General features: G+C 70.9%; 14 protein-coding genes. 9 read left to right on the top strand and 5 right to left on the bottom strand.

Annotation, left to right across the window (positions count from 1 at the left end):
- Positions 1–31: 31 nt before the first annotated feature.
- Both AB0436_RS25755 and AB0436_RS25760 read left to right on the top strand, forming a co-directional pair.
- Positions 32–943 (top strand): hypothetical protein, encoded by a 912-nt coding sequence (locus AB0436_RS25755; RefSeq protein ID WP_366470289.1) that lies wholly within the window; start codon positions 32–34, stop codon positions 941–943.
- A gap of 61 nt (positions 944–1004) precedes the next feature.
- A complete protein-coding gene (locus AB0436_RS25760; RefSeq protein ID WP_366470290.1) occupies positions 1005–5753 on the top strand; it encodes a hypothetical protein in 4749 nt (1582 codons plus the stop codon).
- A 29-nt stretch (positions 5754–5782) separates the two neighbouring features.
- On the opposite strand, the gene AB0436_RS25765 is transcribed toward AB0436_RS25760, so the two are convergent.
- Positions 5783–6211 carry a hypothetical protein gene (locus AB0436_RS25765; RefSeq protein WP_366470291.1) on the bottom strand — a complete coding sequence of 143 codons (429 nt, stop codon included), beginning with the start codon at positions 6209–6211 and terminating at the stop codon, positions 5783–5785.
- A 357-nt stretch (positions 6212–6568) separates the two neighbouring features.
- Here AB0436_RS25765 and AB0436_RS25770 point away from each other — a divergent pair, with 357 nt between their 5' ends.
- The 4 genes from AB0436_RS25770 to AB0436_RS25785 are packed head-to-tail and all read left to right on the top strand — an operon-like array spanning position 6569 to position 10587.
- Positions 6569–9157 carry a nitrate- and nitrite sensing domain-containing protein gene (locus tag AB0436_RS25770; RefSeq protein ID WP_366470292.1) on the top strand — a complete coding sequence of 863 codons (2589 nt, stop codon included), beginning with the start codon at positions 6569–6571 and terminating at the stop codon, positions 9155–9157.
- Positions 9154–9591 (top strand): roadblock/LC7 domain-containing protein, encoded by a 438-nt coding sequence (locus tag AB0436_RS25775; RefSeq protein ID WP_366470293.1) that lies wholly within the window; start codon positions 9154–9156, stop codon positions 9589–9591. The genes AB0436_RS25770 and AB0436_RS25775 overlap by 4 nt, the downstream gene beginning before the upstream one ends.
- A gap of 11 nt (positions 9592–9602) precedes the next feature.
- The gene (locus tag AB0436_RS25780) at positions 9603–10001 is read left to right on the top strand and encodes a DUF742 domain-containing protein (RefSeq protein ID WP_366470294.1); all 399 of its coding nucleotides are present in this window, start codon (positions 9603–9605) and stop codon (positions 9999–10001) included.
- A complete protein-coding gene (locus AB0436_RS25785) occupies positions 9982–10587 on the top strand; it encodes an ATP/GTP-binding protein (protein ID WP_366470295.1) in 606 nt (201 codons plus the stop codon). The genes AB0436_RS25780 and AB0436_RS25785 overlap by 20 nt, the downstream gene beginning before the upstream one ends.
- A 6-nt stretch (positions 10588–10593) precedes the next feature.
- Here AB0436_RS25785 and AB0436_RS25790 read toward each other — a convergent pair whose 3' ends face one another.
- On the bottom strand, positions 10594–10941 hold the full coding sequence (locus AB0436_RS25790; RefSeq protein WP_366470296.1) for a DUF962 domain-containing protein: 348 nt from the start codon (positions 10939–10941) through the stop codon (positions 10594–10596).
- 123 nt (positions 10942–11064) lie between these two features.
- A complete protein-coding gene (locus AB0436_RS25795; protein WP_366470297.1) occupies positions 11065–11874 on the bottom strand; it encodes a M15 family metallopeptidase in 810 nt (269 codons plus the stop codon).
- An 85-nt stretch (positions 11875–11959) separates the two neighbouring features.
- Between AB0436_RS25795 and AB0436_RS25800 the strand changes: the two genes are divergently transcribed.
- From AB0436_RS25800 to AB0436_RS25810, 3 genes are all read left to right on the top strand, one after another.
- Complete coding sequence (locus tag AB0436_RS25800) at positions 11960–12472, top strand: NUDIX domain-containing protein (RefSeq protein WP_366470298.1); 513 nt, start codon at positions 11960–11962, stop codon at positions 12470–12472.
- A gap of 185 nt (positions 12473–12657) precedes the next feature.
- A complete protein-coding gene (locus AB0436_RS25805) occupies positions 12658–14631 on the top strand; it encodes an acetoacetate--CoA ligase (protein WP_366470299.1) in 1974 nt (657 codons plus the stop codon).
- A gap of 285 nt (positions 14632–14916) precedes the next feature.
- A complete protein-coding gene (locus AB0436_RS25810) occupies positions 14917–15804 on the top strand; it encodes a hypothetical protein (RefSeq protein ID WP_366470300.1) in 888 nt (295 codons plus the stop codon).
- A gap of 72 nt (positions 15805–15876) precedes the next feature.
- Here the strand turns inward: AB0436_RS25810 and ptsP are convergent, their stop codons facing one another.
- Positions 15877–17547 (bottom strand): phosphoenolpyruvate--protein phosphotransferase, encoded by a 1671-nt coding sequence (gene ptsP, locus AB0436_RS25815; protein WP_366470301.1) that lies wholly within the window; start codon positions 17545–17547, stop codon positions 15877–15879.
- A gap of 78 nt (positions 17548–17625) precedes the next feature.
- Positions 17626–18075 (bottom strand): PTS glucose transporter subunit IIA, encoded by a 450-nt coding sequence (locus AB0436_RS25820; protein ID WP_366470302.1) that lies wholly within the window; start codon positions 18073–18075, stop codon positions 17626–17628.
- Positions 18076–18520 lie beyond the last annotated feature (445 nt).

Raw genomic sequence — 18520 nt, forward strand, 5'->3', positions numbered from 1 at the left:
CACCGACGGACCCGACCGAGGAGCACCAGCCGTGAGCGAGACCCACGCCGAGCAGGCCGCGTGGAGCGAGCCGGACCGCGACGAGGCGCCGACGCCGCCGGTGACCGCGGCCGGTACAGCCGTCACCCCGGCCGACGCCGCCGACGCCGCGCGGCTCGTCGCCTTCGGTCTGCAGCCCAAGCTGCTGCCCGCCAGGGACGCCGAGTACGCCGAACTGCTCCGCAGATACCGCGAGGCACCCGCATTCGCCCGGCTCGCCGACGCGGTCGCCACCGGCCTCGGACTGGTCGTCCTGGAGGTGTCGACCCGGGCGGGCATGGCGGTCACCGCCGGTGAGGACTCGGTTTTCGCCGTGCGGATGGGCGACTACGCCCGGCGCGCGTCGGCGGACTCGGCCGACCGCTTCCTGCACGGTCTGGCCCATCTGGCCGTCGCCGCCCTGGCCTTCCCCCGCCCGGAAGACCTCGCCGACGACGGCTACATCGGCCGGATCACGGTCAACGGTGTCGACACCTTCGTCCGCCAGGCCTGCCGCAGACTCGGCGAACGAGCCGAGGAGCAGTGCGAGAACAGCGACCCGGCCACCGGAGCACCGGGGCTGGAAGCGGCTTGGCGGATCTACGCCAGGCGCAGTTCGACGGGCGCCACCAAGGACGCCCGGCGGCTGGCCGGTTCGACCACCGGCATCGTGGCCAAGGCCGTCGTCTTCCTCACCGATTCGGGCTTCCTGCAGCGCACCGGGGACGACGCCGGAGGCTCGTACCGCACCACCGCTCGGTACCAGCTCCAGGTCCGCGACATGGCGGGCAGCGCCGCGCTGGCCGAGCTGCTCGAGCTCGGCGTCGTACCGGTGACGGACGGCGCCGCGACGCTGGTCGCCCCGACCGAGGCGGACGACCTCCACCTGTCCGCCGACGCGGGCCTGCCGTTCCACACCACCTGACACACACCGTGCCTGAGACACACCGCCTGATGTCCCTCCACCACGACGAGAGTCCGCCGCCATGTACGAGCTGTCCCGGGTCCGCCTCTACTCCATCGGACCTGCCGGTGCGCGCTACGCCGACACCGTGCTCGACCTGCGGGGCGTGGGGGACACGGTGCCCCACCCGGCACCCGCACAGGCGGAGTTCTTCCAGGACGAACCGGTCGGCCCGCCACGCCGCCCGGCACCGGCCGGCGTCCTCTTCCTGGAGAACGGCGGCGGCAAGTCGGTCCTGCTCAAGCTGATCTTCTCGGTGATGCTGCCCGGCCACCGCAACACGCTGGGCGGCGCGAGCTCCGGGGTACTGCGCAAGTTCCTGCTCGCCGACGACTGCGGCCATGTCGCGCTGGAATGGCAGCACACCCTGACCGGGGAGCTGGTGGTGGTCGGCAAGGCCAGCGAGTGGCGGGGGCGACAGGTCTCCCACGACCCGCGGAAGTTCGCCGAGGCCTGGTACTCCTTCCGGCCCGGCCCCGGTCTCAGCCTCGACTCCCTGCCGGTTGCCGAATCCACCGCGGTACGCCCCCCGGTGGAGGGCATGTCCGGCGCTCGCGGACGTCGCCGCACCATGAAGGGTTTCCGCGACGCGCTCACCGAGGCGGGGAAGACATACCCTCACCTCGACGTGCAGTGGGAGGAGATCCACGACCGCTGGAACGAACACCTCGGTGACCTCGGGCTCGACCCGGAACTCTTCCGCTATCAGCGGGAGATGAACGCCGACGAGGGTGAGGCGGCCGGCCTCTTCGCGGTGAAGAAGGACTCCGACTTCACCGATCTGCTGCTGCGCGCCGTCACCGACACCCGGGACACCGAGGGACTCGCGGATCTGGTCGGCAGCTTCGGCAGTAAACTCGGCCGCCGCGCCGAACTCACCGCGGAGCGTGACTTCACCGCAGGCTCCGTCGATCTGCTCGGCCGTATCGTGGAGGCCGCCGCGGCGCGCGCGAGATCCCGGGATGTCCACACCGGCGCCGAACGCCGCACCCGCACCCTCGCCCGCAGGCTCTCCGCCCGCGCAGCGGATGAGCGCCGACGCGCCGCGGACCTCGCCCAGCAGGTCACCACGGCCGCGCACCAGGTGACCGAGGCCGACACGGCGAGAGGCCGCAGCGCCCTGATCGCCGCCGAACTGGCCTACCGGCACGCCTCGCTGGCACTCACCGTCGCGGAGAAGTCCGCCGCCGCCCAGCGCAAGGAGCTGGCCGAAGCCCGTACCCTCCACTCCGCCTGGCAGGCCGCCGAGGCCGTTCTGCGGCACCGCGCCGCGGCCGACCGCTCGGCGCGCGTCGCGGCGGCCATCCGGGATGCCGAGCGGGACGCCGCGCCGGCCCTTGCCGCCCGAGCCACCGCGGCCGCCGAGCTCGTACGGGCACTGCACACGGCCGCCGAATCGGGCGAGCGGGTGGCCGGCGAGGAGGAGGCACGAGCGGCAGCCCTCCAGGAGGCCGGCGAGGCCGCGCACCGCGACGCCACCGCCGCGGCGACCGACGCCCAGCGCGCCCGCAGCGAGGCCGGCCATCTGCGCCAGCGCCTCGCCGAGGTCGAGCAGGAGACCGCCGAAGCCGTCCGGGCCGGCTGGCTGGACGACACCGCACCCGACGCGGACCCGGCCAGGGCCGCGCTGGCGGCGAGCGACGCCGAGAAAACGGCGGTTGCCGCCTGGGAAGCTGCCCGAGAGGCAGCCGGTGCCACGGCGGACCGGGCCAGGCAGGCGGCCGCGACCGAGAGCCGGGCAGAGCTGGCGGCGGCCCGCGCGGCGGACGCCGCCGGCGCCGCGCAGAGCGCGTACGACGCCGAACTGCGCACCGCGCAATCCATCGCTGCCGAGACCCGTCTCGCCGAACTGCTGAGTCTCCCTCCGGCGGTCACCGCGGAGCTGCCGCAGCCCCGCCGTGGTGGCGCCCCGACCGCCCGGCAGCACGACGTGGGCCACGGGAACACCGCCGGCCCGGCGAACGGGGCGGACCGGGCAGGGGCGGCAGCGGCTGAGGCGCCGGACCGGCCCGGCACGGCCAGCACCCGGGCGCGTACGGACCGGCCGCTCACCGCCGAGGATCTCGACCGCACCGCCGAAGAACTGCACGCCCTGCTCGACCAGGGGGTCACGTCGGCCGAGCGCCGGCTCTTCGAACTGCGCACCGCGGCGGCCGACGACGCCCGTATCCTCGGCGCGCTCGGCGACGGCGGACTGCTGCCCCCGGGGCCCGACGTCCTGGCCACCGTCGAGTTCCTCGGCGAACACGGCATCCCCGCGCTGCCCGGCTGGCGCTATCTCGCCCAGGCCGTCGACCCGGTCGACCACGCGGCGGTGCTGGCCGCCCGCCCCGAGCTGGTCGACGGCGTGGTCATCACCGACCCGGCCGCGCACGCCAGGGCCCGCGAGGTGCTCAGCGGCGCGGCGCTGCTGCCGCGCTCGGCGGTCGCCGTCGGCACCACGGCCGCGCTGCTCGCACCGGTACCGGGCGCGGGCCCGTCCGCTGCGGGAGGCGATGTCTTTCTCGTCCCGCCGAATCCCGCCATGCATGACGAACACGCCGCCGACGAGGAACGCCAGGCGTTGCGCTCCCGCGCGGCAGACCGCGACGAGGAGATCCGCAGGCTCGCCGCCCGGCTCGGCGACGACCGCACGCTCGCCGCCCGGCTCGACTCGTGGCGGACGGATTGCCCACCGGGCATGCTGGCCGAGCTGGCCGTTACGGCCGGCCACGCGAAGGAGGCCGCCGCGGCTGCCGAAGCCGCGCTGGAAGAGGCGCGTACGGTCAGGGCCGAGGCGGACGAGGCAGCCGCGGACGCGGCCCGCACCAGGGACGAACGGCAGGACGCCGCGCAGCGTGCCCGCCGGGCGGCCGACGCGCTCGCCGGGCTGGCCTTCCGGCTCCGCGAACGGGCAGGTCACCAGGCCACCCTGCGCGAACTCGCCGACGAAGCGGCCGAGTCCGAGTCCCGGGCCACCACCTGCCTGGAGCGGGCCCGAGCCGCGGACGAGGACCGCAGGGCCGCTCAGCGGGCCGCCGACGACGCGCACCGCACCGCCCGCGCGCTGCGCGCCGAGCGGGCCGAGATCGCCGGTGTGCCGGAGGACCTCACCGCGCCGGACACCGCCGCACCGCGGCCGCCGTTGCCCACCCTCCGGGAGGCCTACCGCGCCGCCTCCCAGCTGTACGAGAAGGTGGGCGTGGGAGCCGATCTGCGCGCCGAGCAGGCCAGGGCGGAGAGCGACGAGAGCGCCGCGCTCGCGGAGCTCGACCGCCTCACCAACAAGGTCCGCACCCGGGCGGCCCAGCTCATCGAATCCACCGACGGTGCTGATGGCCCGTCCCGGCAGGCAGCTGTCGCCCGCGCCGAATCCCTGGTGCAGATGCTGGAGTCGCGGGCCTCGGCGGCCAGTGAGCAGCTCGGCCGGCTGCGCGGTGAGGCCGAGCGCCTGGCACCCGCCGACGGGGCGGACACCCACACCGAGCTGCCCGAGGAACTCGTACCGGCAGACGTGGAGTCCGCCCAGGCACTGCTGCGCGGTGCCACCGCCGAAGTCGCCGCACTGACCGGCGCGCTGGAGACCTCCCGCGCCGCCCACGCGGAATTGCTGCGGGCCCACCGCACCTCGGAGGATGCCGCGGGCGGCTTCGACGAAGCCGCGGCCCTGCTGCGCGATCTGCTCCGCGAGCCGCACCAGGACGACGAGGGTACGGACGGCGGGGCCGCCGAGCCCTACCCGGGCAGCATCGAGGAGGCCGGCCGGTCCGCTGCGGAGGCCCGCCGGGCGCTGCGCGGTTGCGCAAGCGACCTCTCCGCCGCCGAGTCGGCGGTGCGCGAGGCGAGCGACATCCTCGTACGCCATGCCAACGCGACGCGCTACGAACAGGTACGCACCCCGGCACGCCAGCAGATCCGCGAACTGCCCGCGACCGCGCTGCCCGAGCATGCTGCGGCCTGGTCGGCGGCCTTCGCACCGAGGCTGCGGGTGCTCACCGACGAGCTGGACCAGCTGGAGCGCAACCGCGACTCGATCGTCGACCGGCTGCGCGGTCTGGTGGAGTCCGCCCTGACCACGCTCCGTTCGGCCCAGCGCCTCTCCCAACTCCCGGAGGGACTCGGCGAGTGGTCGGGGCAGGAGTTCCTGCGGATCCGGTTCGACGAACCCGACCAGGCGACTCTCGCCGAACGGCTCGGCGAGGTCATCGACGAAGCGACCCGCGCCGCGCTCAAGAAGAACTCCGACCTGCGCCGGGACGGGATGTCATTGCTGCTGCGGGGTGTCCAGGCGGCGCTCGAACCTCGAGGCGTGTCCGTCGAGATCCTCAAACCGGACGCCGTGCTCCGCGCCGAGCGGGTCCCGGTCGGGCAGATGGGCGACGTCTTCTCCGGCGGTCAGCTGCTCACCGCTGCCATCGCGCTCTACTGCACGATGGCAGCCCTGCGCAGCAACGACCGGGGCCGTGACCGGCACCGGCATGCGGGCACCCTCTTCCTGGACAACCCGATCGGCCGGGCCAACGCCACCTATCTGCTGGAGCTCCAGCGCGCGGTGTCGGACGCCTTGGGCGTACAACTGCTCTATACGACCGGGCTGTTCGACACCACGGCGCTCGCGGAATTCCCGCTGGTCATCCGCCTGCGCAACGATGCCGACCTCAGGGCGGGGCTGAAGTACATCAGCGTCGAGGAGCATCTGCGCCCGGGTCTGCCGCAGCAGCAGCCGGGTGGCGAACCGGTACACGGCGAGATCAGCGCGACCCGGATGTACAAGCGGGCCGCCGCGGAGTGACCCCCGGCCCGCGGCAGGGGCAGGGCGGCTCAGGACTGCGGCGAGAGCCGGCCCGAGCCGCCGCTCCGGCGTATCCGCTCGGCGTCCCGCTGCTGACGCTGCGCGTCGCGCTGCGCAGCGCGCCGCTCCTTGCGGAGCCGGCGCGCCGTGCTGCTGGGCACCGAGGTCACGCCGTGGCGCTGGTTCCACACCTGCCGGGTGATCCACACATCCAGGACGGCCCAGGTCGCGACCACCGTGCCGACGACGCTGCTCAGCACCATCGGGAAAGCCAGCCAGGAACCCGCGAGGGTGCAAAGAACGGCCGTCACCGCCTGGATCAGGGTCACGGACACGATGAGCACGGCACGCACCGCGCTGCTGCGCACCGGGTCCGGCATCCGCCGCCGCACCGCGGGCTCCTCGACCCACAAGGTTCGCGCAGGGCCGCCGGCTTCTTCTGCGGTTTCGATGGTCATGCCCGATTCACCCTCGACCTTCGCACCTGGACACCGTCCGACTTCACGACGGATGCCCGGCTTGATCTGATTCAAGCCTCTCCCGCGCCGTGCACATCGCTCATGCGCGAGGATTCCCGCCGGACGCATAATTCCAGCCATCCCCAACGAGGCGGAAAGTGCCGTCCTGCCTGGGTTCCTCCACCACACCAGGGGCAATGATCTCCCCGAATAGCATGAAAAGAGAGGACCAACCTCCGTTGTGGCGGCCGAAAATAGTCCGGACGTCTCTTCGAGTTGGCTGTGCGGCAGTAGTAGGCTCACGCCGTTTGTTGACCGAACACCGCCCCGCAGGACGGGGTTGAGCTGGGGGAGGCCATGCGCTTTCGCGGAAAGACCATCCGCAGGAAGATCGTGGCGCTGTTGTTGGTCCCACTTGTCGCATTGACGGTGATCTGGTCCTACGCGGTCTACCTCACCGGACGCGACGCCCTGCAACTCATGCACGCCGAAACGGCGATCGAGAACGTGGGCTATCCGCTTGCCGACTCCCTTCAGGAGATCCAGAAGGAGCGCTCGCTGACGCTGCGCCACCTGGTCGACCCCGGGGCGTCGGACGTCCTCGCCCAACTGCGCAGGCAGCGCACAGCCACCGACGAGTTGCTCACCGCCCTGCGTGACAGCGCCGCGAAGGACGACACCCGGTCCGCGCTCGACCCGGGCGCCGAACAGCGTCTGCGGACCGTACTCGACGGATTCGCCGGGCTCGGTTCGCTGCGGCGCAACGTCGGCGACCACGAGGTGACCCGCCGCGAGGCCTACGACCAGTACAACCGGCTGTGCGACCAGGCACTCGACTTCCTGTTCGTTCTGCCCCCTTTGCAGAACTCCGCCCTGGACCAGCAGGAGAGGGCGCTCATCGGGGTCGAGCGGGCCCACGAGGCGCTCTCCCGTGAGGACGCACTCCTCGGCTCCGCGCTCACCGCAGGACGGCTCGACCCGCATGACGTCCGCGACATATCGGACCTGGTCACCGCCCGCAAGGTGTACTACGCGGACAGCCTGCCCGCTCTTCCCCGGCGGGAACGGGACGCGTTCACCGGCTACTGGAGCGGCCCCGCCACCATCGCTGTGCGCACCGTGGAGAACACGGTGACCAGCAAGGACGCCGGGAACACCGCCCTCACCGGTTCGACGTCCCGCTGGACCTCGGACGCCGGCCGGACCCTGGACCGTCTCCACACGATGGGCGCGGACGCCCGCAAGAAATTCCAGGACCGGGCCAAGCCCGCCGCGTTCAAGGTGATAGCCAAGGACGGCATCGCCGCCGCGCTCGGCATCGGTGGCCTGCTGGTGTCCCTGGTGGTGTCCGTCCGGATCGGCCGGGAACTCATCCGCGACCTCAGTCGGCTGCGCAAGCAGGCCCATGAGATCTCCGGTGTACGGCTGCCGAGCGTGATGCGCCGCCTCGCGGCGGGTGAAGAGGTCGACGTGGAGACCGAAGCCCCGCGTCTCGAGTACGACAAGGACGAGGTCGGCCAGGTCGGCCAGGCGCTCAACAGCCTGCAACGGGCCGCTGTAGAAGCAGCCGTACGCCAGGCGGACCTGCGGCGTGGTGTCTCGGAGGTCTTTGTGAACCTCGCCCGCCGCAACCAGGTTCTGCTGCACCGGCAGTTGACACTTCTGGACACCATGGAGCGCCGCACCGAGGACACCGAGGAACTCGCCGACCTCTTCCGTCTGGATCACCTCACCACCCGCATGCGCCGGCACGCCGAGGGTCTGGTGATCCTCTCCGGCGCGGTCCCGTCCCGCCAGTGGCGCAAGCCGGTCCAGCTGATGGACGTCGTACGGGCCGCGGTCGCCGAGGTCGAGGACTACGAGCGCATCGAGGTGCGCCGGCTGCCCCGGGTCGGCGTCCGGGGGCCCGCGGTCGCCGACCTCACCCACCTGATCGCCGAACTCCTGGAGAACGCCACGGTGTTCTCGCCGCCGCACACCGCCGTCCAGGTGCACGGCGAGCGGGTGGCCAACGGCTTCACCGTGGAGATCCACGACCGCGGCCTGGGCATCGCCCCCGACGCCCTGCTCGACGCGAACCTGCGGCTCGCGGAAACCCCCGACTTCGAGCTGTCGGACACCGACCGGCTCGGCCTCTTCGTGGTCAGCAGACTCGCCCAGCGGCAGAACGTCCGGGTCTCGCTGCAGACCTCACCGTACGGCGGAACGACCGCAGTCATCTTCATCCCGGTGGCGCTGCTCACCGACGCACCGGACCTCGACGGCCCGGACACCGACGGTGCCGGCTTCCGGGCGACCCGGCCCGGCCGGGCCCGGGGGCAGAAATCCGGACCACTCTCGGCGCTCTCGCCGGTACCCGGCGGTCGGACGCCCGCCTCGGTGCTCGACGGCCCGGTGGAACTCGAACCGCCTTTGGAGCCGTACGGCGATGCGCCGAGTGATGCTCCCGCCGGCGAGCCCGCACCCAACGAGGCGGCTGATCTCGCCGACGAGGACAGTTCGCCCGGCGGTATCTTCCGCAACCGCCCCCTCGCCGCCGCGCCCCGTGAGCAGCACCAGCAGACACCCGACGAGGGATCCGGGAGAACCGAACCGGTGCGTCCCGCCACCCCCGTCGGGCTGCCCCGACGCCGTAAACCGCCCACGCTGGTCTCCGACCACGGCCGCCGCGTCGACACCCCGGAGCCGGCGCAGGAGAAGCCCGCCCCGGCGGGCCCCGACGGCCTGCCCCGGCGGGTGCGCCAGGCGAGCCTCGCCCCGCAACTGCGCGACGCGCCGTCACCCGCCGCCGAGCCGCCGGACGTCGGGCAGGACGACGAACGGGACGCCGAAGAGGTACGCAGCCGGATGGCCTCGCTGCAGCGCGGTTGGGAGCGGGGGCGCCGTGACAACGCCGCCGAGGACGAATCAGCACCAGGAACGACATCCGAGGGGACCGGTCGATGACCGCACCGAAATCTGCAGTACACGAGGGAGCGGGAGGACCCGGCGAGCTCAACTGGCTGCTGGACGAGCTGGTCGAGCGGGTCGGCAGTATCCGCAAGGCACTGGTGCTCTCCGGCGACGGCCTCGCCACCGGCACGTCCAAGGACCTGACGAGGGAGGACGGCGAGCACCTCGCAGCGGTGGCCTCCGGATTCCACAGCCTCGCCAAGGGCGTCGGCCGTCACTTCGAAGCCGGCAAGGTCCGCCAGACGGTCGTGGAACTCGACGAGGCCTTCCTCTTCATCACCGCCGCCGGGGACGGCAGTTGCCTCGCCGTGCTGTCCGACGCCGACTCCGATGTGGGTCTCGTCGCGTACGAGATGACGCTGATGGTGAAGCGGGTCGGCGCCCACCTCGCGACCGCGCCGCGGACCGGGCTCACCGCAGGAGGGTGAGGAGCATCGCGATGAGTGACGGGGGACGAACACCGGCTCACCACTGGTTCGACGACGACGCAGGACCCGTGGTGCGGCCATACGCGATGACCCGCGGCCGCACCGGCGCCTCGGCGGACCACAAGCTGGACCTGATCGCTCTGGTCGTCCCCGAACCCGCCGCGGACGATCCGGGAAGGGACCAGACCCTCGCCCCCGAGCACGTGGAGATCGTCGAGCGCTGCAGCACCGCACCGCAGTCGATCGCCGAACTCGCGACCGGTCTGGACCTGCCCGTAGGAGTGGTGCGGGTACTGGTCGGCGACCTGGTCGACGAGGAACTCGTCCGTGTCACCCAGCCCGTCCCGCCGGCCGAACTGCCGGACGCCGGCATTCTTCGTGAGGTAATCAATGGCCTTCGGGCGCTCTAGCCGCACACAGCACCTTGTCGAGCCGGTGACCCTCAAGATCCTGGTGGCCGGCGGTTTCGGCGTCGGCAAGACCACGCTGGTGGGCGCGGTCAGCGAAATCAGACCCCTGCGCACCGAGGAGACACTCAGTGAGGCGGGCCGGCCGGTGGACTCGGTCGACGGGGTGGAGCAGAAGACCACCACCACGGTGGCCATGGACTTCGGCCGGATCACCGTCCGCGACGACCTGGTCCTGTATCTCTTCGGGACACCCGGCCAGGACCGCTTCTGGTTCCTCTGGGACGAGTTGGCGCAAGGAGCCCTGGGGGCCGTCGTGCTCGCCGACACCCGCCGCCTGGAGGACTGCTTCGCCGCCGTCGACTACTTCGAGCGGCGTTCCATTCCGTTCACCCTCGCGGTCAACTGCTTCGACGACGCCGACCGCTACCCGGGAGAGACGATTCGCTCGGCGCTCGACCTCGGCCCCGAGGTGCCCGTCCTGATGTGCGACGCGCGGGAACGGGAATCCGTCAAGGGGGTCCTGGTCGCGGTCGTCGAACATGCGATGGTCCTCGCCGGTGAGGCGCGCGAGCACGCCGTCACCTGAGCCCGCTCAGCGGTGTTCGGCGAGCCATTTCTCGGCGGTCTCGGCCAGTTCGTGGTCCCGCCCGGCCAGCATCATCCCGATCATCTGCGCGTCCCCGCGCAGCGACCAGGCCGGATGACCGAAGGTGGCCGGATTGTTCTTCTCGATGAGGAAATGTGCGGGCCAGGCGGTCCCGTACCCGAAGAGCGGCAACGCCAGTGCGTAGCGTTTGCGATTGCGCGCCAGCCCGTAGGCGCTCACCGCGAGACCGGTGAGCGTGCCGGTCAGGTGCACCCAACGGGTGGCTGCCCGGGAGTGCATCGCGACGTAGTAGGGCCAGAATTCCTCGTACGTGTCAAACGTCTGCTCTGCCATGGGAAAAAGGTAGTCGTCCTCCTGAGAACCGGCTACGGCCGGTTCGCGTCCGGTAGGGAGGGGGAGCGGCCGGAACCCACGGGGGTGGTCCCGGCCGCTCCCCCGCAGGCCGGCTGCCGGGCGTCAGTGGTGCCCGGCAACCGAACGCCGCGCGACCGGGAAGTCGAAGTAGCTGTCGGGGAAGGTCTCCGGCTGGTAGGTGAAGTGCCACCATTCCTCGGGCAGGTTGACGAATCCGACCGCGGACAGGGCATCGCGCAGCAGGTCCCGGTTGGTCCGCTGCACGCCCGTGATGCGGGGATCATCCGTGTGGGCGAGGGTGTCGAAGCAGTCGAAGCCGGTACCCATGTCGATGGAATTGTCCGGAAAGCGCTGCGCCTTGGGTGCGTAGCAGGGGTCAAGCCGCTGACCGGGGCGGTATGGACGGGTCGGTGCGGCAGGCAGCTTCACCATCGTGAGATCCATGGTGCTGCCCCGGCTGTGCCCTGATTTCTCGGCGATGTAGCCATCGGCGAACAATCGCGACTTGTCGACTTGCGGATAGAACTCCGCTTTCATCTTCTGGTCGTCCAGATTCTTGGCCCAGCGCACGAAATGATCAACGGCGCGCTGTGGGCGGTAGCAGTCGTAGACCTTGAGCGAGTAACCCTGCCGCAACAGCTTGACCTGGGCCCGGTGGAGGGCCTGCGCCGCGGGTCGGGTGAGGATGCACAGGGGCTGCTGATAGCCGTCGACCGGCTCGCCCACAAAGTTGTGTTCGTACGGGTAGCGCATCTCCTGGATGATGGTCGGGTCCACCGAGCGCAGGGCGACGAATGCGGCGGGTGCCTTGGGCTCGGGAGTCGCCTCGGCCGTGGGGGTGACCGCGGTGCAGGCGAGCAGCATGGCAGCGACGGTGACCAAGGACCGTACAGCGGATGTCATTCGTGTCATGGGCACTCCATCTACCAGGTGCGCGGTCGGACGGCTACCCCACACACCGGCACACACCGAGCGCGATCGGCTACAGTCCGCGCACATGGACCAGCCCGTCAAGGATTCGCACTGTTCGAGCTGCGGCGCCACATTCGCCTCCGCCACCGAATGGCCCCGCACCTGCCGGGCCTGTGGCGCCACCGCCTACCGCAACCCACTGCCGGTCGCAGTCGCCCTGCTGCCGGTGACGGACGGGCAGGGCACGGGGCTTGTCGTCATCACCCGGACCATCGAGCCACAACGCGGCGGAATCGCGCTCCCCGGGGGATTCATCGACGCGTCCGAGGACTGGCGTCATGCCGTGGTGCGCGAACTCGAGGAGGAGACGGGGATCACCGCCCCGCAGCATGAAGTACGCCTGGCCGACGCGCTGAGCTCACTCGACGGGTATCTGCTGCTTTTCGGCCTGCTCCCGGCCCGCCCGGCGGCCCGCCTTCCGGCCTCCGCGCCGACCGACGAGACAACGGGCTGGCACATTTTGCGCTCCGCCACCGAGCTCGCCTTTCCCCTCCACACCATCGCCGTACGGGAGTGGTTCGCCGGCCACTACCACTGAAGCGCGTCTCGGTCAGCTGCCGCACCCCTGTGCGCCGACCACATATGCACCCACCCGACCATGGGGATCTCGCCCTGGTGCCCAGGACGATCACATGGCATCGTCCCTTTCAGCCGTCTCGCGCCCACCCGACCGAAGGTGCGCGCGACTCACGCACACCACGCGTACAGCCCGGGAGCCGCCCCATGAATCCACCGAACGCCGAACCCCTCTGGCAGCCGAGCCGGCAACGCATCGACGCTGCCAGGATCACCCGCTTCCAGGCATGGGCCGCCGAGCGGTACGGCGCGCCGGCCGACGGTGGCTACGCCGCACTGCACCGCTGGTCGGTCGATGAGCTCGAAACCTTCTGGACCGCGGTCGCCGACTGGTTCGACGTGCGCTTCTCGACGCCGTACGACACGGTCCTCGCCGACCGGTCGATGCCGGGCGCCCAGTGGTTTTCCGGCGCCACCCTCAACTACGCGGAACACGCCCTGCGCACCGCCGAGGAACCGGACCGTGCGAGCGAACCGGCGCTGCTGTACGTCGACGAGACCCACGAACCGCAGCCCGTCAGCTGGTACGAACTGCGCCGCCAGGTCGGCGCGCTGGCGGCGCACCTCCGCGCGCTGGGCGTGAGCCCCGGAGACCGGGTCAGCGGCTACCTGCCGAACATCCCGCAGGCCATCACCGCGCTGCTCGCCACCGCGGCCGTCGGAGCCGTCTGGACCTCCTGCGCCCCCGACTTCGGCGCGCGCAGTGTCCTCGACCGGTTCCAGCAGGTCGAACCCGTCGTGCTGTTCGCCGTCGACGGCTACCGCTACGGCGGCAAGTCGCACGACCGCACCGAGACCGTCGCCGAACTCCGCAGTGCACTGCCGACGCTGCGCGCCGTCGTGCACATCCCGCTCCTCGGCAGCGCGGCCCCCGAGGGCGCCCTGGACTGGTCCACCGTCACCTCCGGTGACACCGAGCCGGTCTTCGAGCAGGTCCCCTTCGACCACCCCCTCTGGGTGCTGTACTCCTCGGGGACCACCGGCCTCCCCAAGGCCATCGTGCAGTCCCAGGGCGGCATCCTCGTCGAGCACTTCAAGCAGCTCGGCCTGCACTGCGACCTCGGGGTGGGCGACCGGTTCTTCTGGTACACGTCAACCGGTTGGATGATGTGGAACTTCCTGGCGTCCGGCCTGCTGACCGGGACCACGATCGTCCTCTACGACGGCAGCCCGGGCTTTCCCGACATCGGAGCGCAGTGGCGCGTCGCCGAGCGCACCGGCGCCACACTCTTCGGTACCTCGGCCGCCTATGTCATGGCCTGCCGCAAGGCCGGCCTGCACCCTGCCCGCGACTACGACCTCTCCGCGGTCAGCTGCGTCGCCACCACCGGCTCCCCGCTCCCACCGGACGGCTTCCGCTGGCTGCACGAGGCGGCCGGCGCAGACGTCTGGATCGCCTCGGTCAGCGGCGGCACGGATGTCTGCAGCTGTTTCGCGGGCGCGGTTCCGACACTGCCGGTGCACATCGGTGAACTCCAGGCGCCCTGCCTGGGCACGGACCTCCAGGCCTGGGACCCGCAGGGCAAACCACTCGTCGGTGAAGTCGGCGAACTCGTGGTCACCAATCCCATGCCGTCCATGCCCATCCGCTTCTGGAACGACCCCGACGACCGCCGCTACCGCAGCAGTTACTTCGACACGTATCCGGGAGTCTGGCGCCACGGCGACTGGATCACCCTCACCGAACACGGTTCCGTGATCATCCACGGCCGTTCGGACTCCACACTCAACCGGCAGGGTGTCCGGATGGGTTCCGCCGACATCTACGAAGCGGTCGAGCGGCTTCCGGAGATCAGGGAATCACTGGTCATCGGCCTGGAGGAGCCCGAAGGCGGCTACTGGATGCCGCTCTTCGTGCACCTCGCCCAGGGTGCCGTCCTGGATGACGCCCTGCGCACCCGCATCACCCGGACGATCCGTGAACAGCTCTCGCCACGCCATGTGCCGGACGACATCATCGAGGTCCCGGGCGTCCCGCATACCCTCACCGGCAAGCGCATCGAAGTACCGGTCAAACGCCTGCTGCAGGGTGCAACGCTCGAGAAGGCGGTCAATCCCGGTTCGGTCGACAACATCCAACTGCTGAGGTTCTACGAGGAGCTCGCCCGCAGCAGACGCTGAGCCGGCCGACCGACCGCCCGAGGGGCGGTTTCAGCCCCCGTACGCGGCCTCGGACTCGCCCAGCACAACCGCGAAGTCCGAGGCCGGCCGTGGTGATCCGCACCGCCGACGGGGTGGCTGTCCGGAATCGCGCTCCCGCAGCGCTCCACCAGCCCCGCGAGCACACGGTCCCACCCCGGCCCGTCGCGACCGCACCGGGACCCACCGAACCCGGGCGGCGTTGTCAGTGCTCCTGGTTACTGTGAGTGAGCATTGATCAGTCGCGCGACAGGGGGAATCAGAATCATGGCGCACACCGACCGCACCACATCCATGCGGCGAACGCTCCGCCGCGAAGTACCGAGCACGGTCGGTTTGCTGGCCGACGAGCAGGACTTCGCGATGATGCAGCGCTACCGCAGTTTCATCTTCGACGATCACCCGGCCTATCTCCAGCAGGTCGAGGGCCTGCTGCGGGCCCTCACCTCGCAAGGTGTGCATACGACTGTCGCCCTGTTCGATCCGGAAGAGTTCGAGGAATTCTGCGCATCGGCCGGCCTCGACCCGGATTCGGCAGCCAGCCGTACGCGGTTCACGGCCGGAATCGCATCAGCCGGTGCTTCCGTGCCCTACACGGGTCAGTCCATCGAACGACTGATCCCCCTGCTCATCAACGAAGCGGTCAGCCAAGCCACTTGGGAGTACGCGACCGTGGTGCTCGCCGACCTGGGCTGCTGCGCCGACTGCGGCGGGGACATCGGCCGGGCGTCTTTCGACCTGGCCTCCCGCGCACTCAGGGCACTGCTCGACGGGGGCGGACCGGGCACCCACCATCTGGTCTGCAGCGTCCCCACCGAGGACGAACCGCTGCTGTCCGTGCTGCACGCGGAGAGCGGGGACCCAGCAGCCCGGCTCGATCCCGCCGCCGGCGCCGCGTTTGTGACCGTCCTCGCGGCAGGCATCGCCCTGGACAGCCGCGGTGGTGTGGTGCTGCGGACCACCGCCCCGGAGGGAAACGACAAGGTCAGGGGTTGGCGACTGCATCGGGGACGGCTCGCCCCGCTCACCGCGGGCGAGGTGTTCAGCGCCTACTGCACGGACGCGGAGACCGGCGAACCGGTGTCGCCCGAGCCCGGCGTCGAGTACTGCGCGGGTTTTGACATCCTCGAAGAGGAGGACCACACGCACCGCTGAACGCCACCGGGGGCTTCCCGCCGGATCACAGCGGGAAGCCCCCGGGGCACCACGTAGTCTCCGCAACCGCGGCTACTCGCCGGACAGCACCGCCTGAGCGGCAAGGCGGGCCTCTTCCGCGGAGTCCGCCGCACGCGCGGCCGCCGCGGCACGCTCGCACTGCGCGAGCGTGTGCTTCGCCAGCGTGGCCCGGACGTACGGGATCGAAGCGGCACCCATGGACAGGCTGGTCACCCCGAGGCCGGTCAGCACACACGCGAGCAGCGGGTCGGAGGCAGCCTCGCCACACACGCCACAGCTCTTGCCCTCGGCCGCGGCAGCCTCGGCGGACAGCGACACCAGGTCGAGCAGTGCGGGCTGCCACGGATCCTGGAGCCTGGACACCGCACCGACCTGACGGTCGGCGGCAAAGGTGTACTGCGCCAGGTCATTGGTGCCGAGCGACAGGAATTCGACCTCCTGCAGGATCGAGCGTGCGCGCAGCGCGGCGGACGGGATCTCCACCATCGCACCGAACTTCGCCCGCAGACCGGCGTCCCGGCAGGCGTCGGCGAAGGCCTTGGCGTCGATCCGGTCGGCCACCATCGGCGCCATGACCTCGAGGTACACCGGCAGCCCTTCGGCAGCCTCGGCCAGCGCGGTCAGCTGGCTGCGCAGCACGTCGGGGTGGTCGAGCAGCGTCCGGAGCCCGCGCACCCCCAGCGCCGGGTTCGGCTCGTCGGCCGGTGTCAGGAAGTCCAGCGGCTTGTCCGCGCCGGCGTCCAGCACCCGGACGACCACACGCCCCTCGGGGAAGGCCTCCAGCACCTTGCGGTAGGCCTCGACCTGCTTCTCCTGCGACGGCGCCTTGGCGGAGTCGTCCAGGAACAGGAATTCGGTACGGAACAGGCCGACGCCCTCGGCGCCCGCCTCCAGCGCCGCGGGCACATCGCCCGGGCCGCCGACATTGGCGAGCAGCGGCACCTTGTGGCCGTCGGACGTGGCACCCGGACCGGTCGAGGCGGACAACGCTGCCTTGCGCGCGGCGGCCGCCCCTTCCAGGGCGGCGCGCTTCTCCGGACTGGGCTCCACGAAGATCTCGCCCGTACTTCCGTCCACCGCGACGACCGTGCCCTCGGCCAGTTCACCGGCGCCGGGCAGAGCAACCACGGCAGGAACTCCGAGCGCTCGGGCCAGGATCGCGCTGTGGCTCGTCGGCCCGCCCTCCTCGGTGACGAAGCCGAGCACCAGTGCCGGGTCGAGCAGCGCGGTGTCCGCGGGCGCGAGGTCCCGGGCGATCAGTACATACGGCTCGTCACTGTCCGGGACACCCGGCATCGGAACGCCGAGCAGCCGGGCGACGATACGATTCCGCACGTCGTCCAGGTCGGCGACCCGGCCCGCCAGGTACTCGCCGGCGCCCGCCAGCAGCGCACGGTACGAGGCGAAGGCGTCGTACACCCCGCGCTCGGCGGAACTGCCGACGGCGATACGCCGGTCCACGTCCGCCATGAGCTCCGGGTCCTGCGCCATCATCGCCTGGGCCTCGAGCACATGCTGTGCCTCGCCACCGGCCAGATTGCCCCGGGCGATGAGATCGGCCGCCACAGCTTCCACGGCCTGCCTCGCGCGCCCCTGTTCGCGCTCCGCGTCCTCCGCCGGAATCTGCTTGGCCGGCGGTTCCAGGACCGCCGTGCCCATGTGCCGTACCTCGCCGATTGCCACACCGTGGCTCACGCCGACGCCTCGCAGCGTTGTCTGCATGTCACCCGTCTCCGATTGGTCGCGGCGAACTCTGGCGCCGCGGTGGATTGCCGATGCGCCGCTGTCACGACGCGCTGGTCACTGCCAGCTGAAGAGAGCCCCGCCGGCCTTCACATCGCCGGTCTCGATGACGTCCGAGAGCGAGTCCGCCGTGGCCTCGAGCGCGACAACAGGGCAGATGGGGGACTTGCCCGCGGCCTCGACGGCGGCCGGGTCCCAGTGCACCACGGCTTGGCCGCGCTGTACCGTGTCCCCCTTGTTGACGAGCAGCTCGAAGCCTTCACCGTTGAGCTGCACGGTGTCGATACCGAGGTGCGTCAGTACGCCGTGACCCTGGTCGTCGACCACGACGAACGCGTGCGGGTGAAGGGACACCACGATCCCGTCGACCGGAGCCACTGCGGCCGAGGGCTCACGCACGGGGTCGATGGCCGTACCGGGGCCGACCATCGCACCGGAGAACACGGGATCCGGGACTGCGGCGAGTCCGATCGCGCGTCCGGCGAGCGGAGATGTCACGCTGGTCATGAAGGGGCCTCCCAGGGGCGGAGATTCGTGTGCCGCCGTCGCTACCTGACCTGTCCTGGACGGCGTACCCTTCAGAAGGGTAAGTCATAAGAAGTCCCGGTTCCCCACGCGAGTGGAGGCCTGACGGACCCGCCGCAGGCCGAGTTGATGGACCTGCCGGGAGGCGCCGGAAACGATTTGCTTCCGTCCGTAGCGGGGCGGTACTGTCGTACTCCTGCTTGGCCCCGGCACGACTTCAGGTCGGGGGCCGGCGGCCTCGAACAAGCCAAATCCTCATCTCGGATTGTCTTTCTGCATGTCCGCAGAACGGTGGTCAGGGAGAACGAAAAGGCCTGCTAGAGTAGTGGAACACCGAAGGGAAGCCCGGAGGAAAACCCCAGAGAATGTTCTGCGGGTGAGTACAAAGGAAGCGTCCGTTCCTTGAGAACTCAACAGCGTGCCAAAA

It is taken from the genome of Streptomyces sp. NPDC051322 (assembly GCF_040689485.1).
GTDB lineage: Bacteria > Actinomycetota > Actinomycetes > Streptomycetales > Streptomycetaceae > Streptomyces.